The organism is Paeniglutamicibacter quisquiliarum (assembly GCF_019084045.1).
GTDB lineage: Bacteria > Actinomycetota > Actinomycetes > Actinomycetales > Micrococcaceae > Paeniglutamicibacter > Paeniglutamicibacter quisquiliarum.
This window is the reverse complement of sequence record NZ_JAHRED010000026.1, coordinates 1-2,472: the sequence shown is the minus strand read 5'-3', so window position 1 is coordinate 2,472 and position 2,472 is coordinate 1. Positions and strand designations below refer to the sequence as shown.

Annotated in this window: 1 protein-coding gene; it reads right to left on the bottom strand. The window is 61.5% G+C overall.

The genetic code is table 11. The annotated features are described in order from the left end of the window. Positions 1–47 precede the first annotated feature (47 nt). The gene (locus KRR55_RS20120; protein WP_217391094.1) at positions 48–2,321 is read right to left on the bottom strand and encodes a putative transposase; all 2,274 of its coding nucleotides are present in this window, start codon (positions 2,319–2,321) and stop codon (positions 48–50) included. Positions 2,322–2,472: the final 151 nt, after the last annotated feature.

Here is a 2,472-nt window from a genome sequence, read left to right as displayed (position 1 = left end):
CAGGGGTCCTGACATCGACAGCATGAACCGATTTAATTTGGCTCATCTCAAAGTCGTTCCTTGATGCCATATCGCAGGATCAGGTCGGTGCCCGGGTACCGGGTTTGGGTTTCGGTCAGGCTCTCGCAGAGTTCCTTCACGGCCGCTGTTTCCCGCTGGGTCGGCAGCGGGTCCAACGTGATCGTCAAGTATCCCGGGAGGCTTGGGTCGATATCGCCCGGCTGGGTGAAAATCTTTCGCACCAAGCTGTGCGCCTCACGATCAGCCCGCTTATAGCCGGTATTGATCCGAACCTCCCGAGCCAAGGCGACCGCGGTATTGAACGCCGCCATGCGGATGATGTGCGTGAACCGCTTCATCTCCGTGTCCAACACCTGGGCACCGGGACGTGCCTCACCCAGGGGCACGCGTGCCGCCAGCTGCTGATAGGCATCCTCGGCAGCGATCACCGCGTTCTCGGCCCTGATGAGGGGTGCATTGATGTCGTTATGCATCTGGTTGGTGATCGTGATGCCCTTGGTGCCCGGTTCCGGGGTGTTCAGCGTCAGCAGCGTGGCGGTCACGGTGTTATCGACAGCATCGCGCTGCGCCCGCGCGTTCTGCAACACCAGCTTGGCTTTCGCCTTGGCAGGATTCGGCACCAAACGCTTCGGGTCGTCCTCGGTGCTGGCGTAGGAGTCGTGGGCGTCCAGGGCGAAGCGCTCACGTCCGAACCGGAAGTAGTTCTCCTGCCTCCACCGTGCGGCCATGCGATAAACGACCTCAGCGGTGTCCATGGTTTTCTGGGTATCGAGGGTGGTGAGGATATGGATTTGGCGGGTCCCCTCGCCCTTGGTCAGGGGAACGATTTGGGAGACCTGCCGCATCCTCATCGTTTCACCGGTCTTGGCGTTCAGCAGCACCTCGACCTCGGTATCCGCCACTCGCTCCCACCTGTTCTTGGTGCCATGGTCATCAACATGCGTCACCGGGGAGAACAAGGACTCGTCAATGTCCGGGGTGCTGCCCTTGCGCCAGGTCAACACGTCAAACCCGGCAGCATGCATATGGGCGAAAAGTGTTGGGGACCAGCCGCCGCGGTCAAAACCGACCAGCATCCGCCGCTCATCCCCAATCATCTTCCGCAACTCGGGCACGAGCTTCTTCAGCTCCGAAACCAGGGAAGCACTGGGCTCGGCCATCACCATGAACAAGGGATCCCCGTTGGCGGCGGACACCCACGTTTCCTCCGTGGCCGGCACTGCCATCTTCATCCGGGTGGAGTGGATCTTCGCGATCTTCTTCTTGCCCTCATAGGCGCGGGTATGCCCGTCAACATAAAGGACCGCGAGGCATTCGGTGTCCGAAGATTTCAACGCCTCGAAGCGGGTGACGGCCATCAGTGACATCAGTTCGGGGATCTTGCCGGTATCCACCAGCTCGTGGTGTTGCCGGCGGATCGTCTTGACCTCCGGGGCGCGATCCATCCCGAGGATCCTGCCGAACGCGGTCGGGTCCAGGCGGGTGGCGCCTTCGGCGAGTGGTTCCCCGACCAAAGTCCGCAGCACGCCTTCGAGCAGGATGGTGTTCAGGCCGTAGAACCTGCGGGACAGATCGGTGAAGGTCTGGGCGGCACTGGCCAACAGTGGGGTGATTTCCAAGGCAGGCAAGGCGAATAACATGCCGGCGAGGGGGACGCGTGCGGCCGGTGCGAAGACCGGGGCGGCGCCAGTGAGTTCGGTTTTGTTCACCGAGACGGCCAGGCGATCGGTGGTTCGGTCGATCGGGGCCGGGAGAAGTGGCAATTTTTCCTGAGCGGCCAGCACTGGTTCCGTGGCAGGTTCCGCCGGTGATGCTGGGCTGAGGTCGCGAACCGGCTCCGGAGCGTCATCGCCGGAGGGAACGAGGGTGAGTGCGCGGCGGACACTGAATTCCGAGACGCCGACTTGTTGGCCGATGCGCGTATTGGCCAGGCCGCTCTTTTTGAGCTGGTGGATGAGGGAAATGACCTCGTCGGTGAGCTTGGAACCGCCCTTGGGTCCTCGTTTCTGAGTGGCCAGCGCGGTGATTCCCTGATCTTTCAGGGCGCGGTTCCACCTCCAGAGCGTGTCTTCCAGGATCCCAAACGCGGAGGCGACTTCGGCGACGGCAGCGGCTTTCATTTGCCAGAGTCTCACGGCGACCATGCGGCGCATGGCCTCGTCCCCGGCATCCCACACATAGCTCAGGGTCCCGTAAATGAAGACCTGGCCGCCATCCTCGTTTTCGGTCATGGCCACGGCCTGGCCAATGGGTCGCGAGTTGGCCACGGGTGCGAACGGGAGGGGAGGTTGCATAGTCATCACAGCCATCTTTCCACCTCCGCGATCATCAATAGTTTGTTGCATTAATTATATCGACAATCGGTCGCGATTAACAGCCTTTCACCCGACAGATTTCCCGGAAATCCGCGATTTTGGCTCATCCGGCAGCTGGGCATGTCCAGACCCCTGA

Excerpts from the sequence above, each read along its gene's own strand:
- KRR55_RS20120 (WP_217391094.1), bottom strand. The coding sequence starts at position 2,321 with ATGACTATGCAACCTCCCCTCCCGTTCGCACCCGTGGCCAACTCGCGA.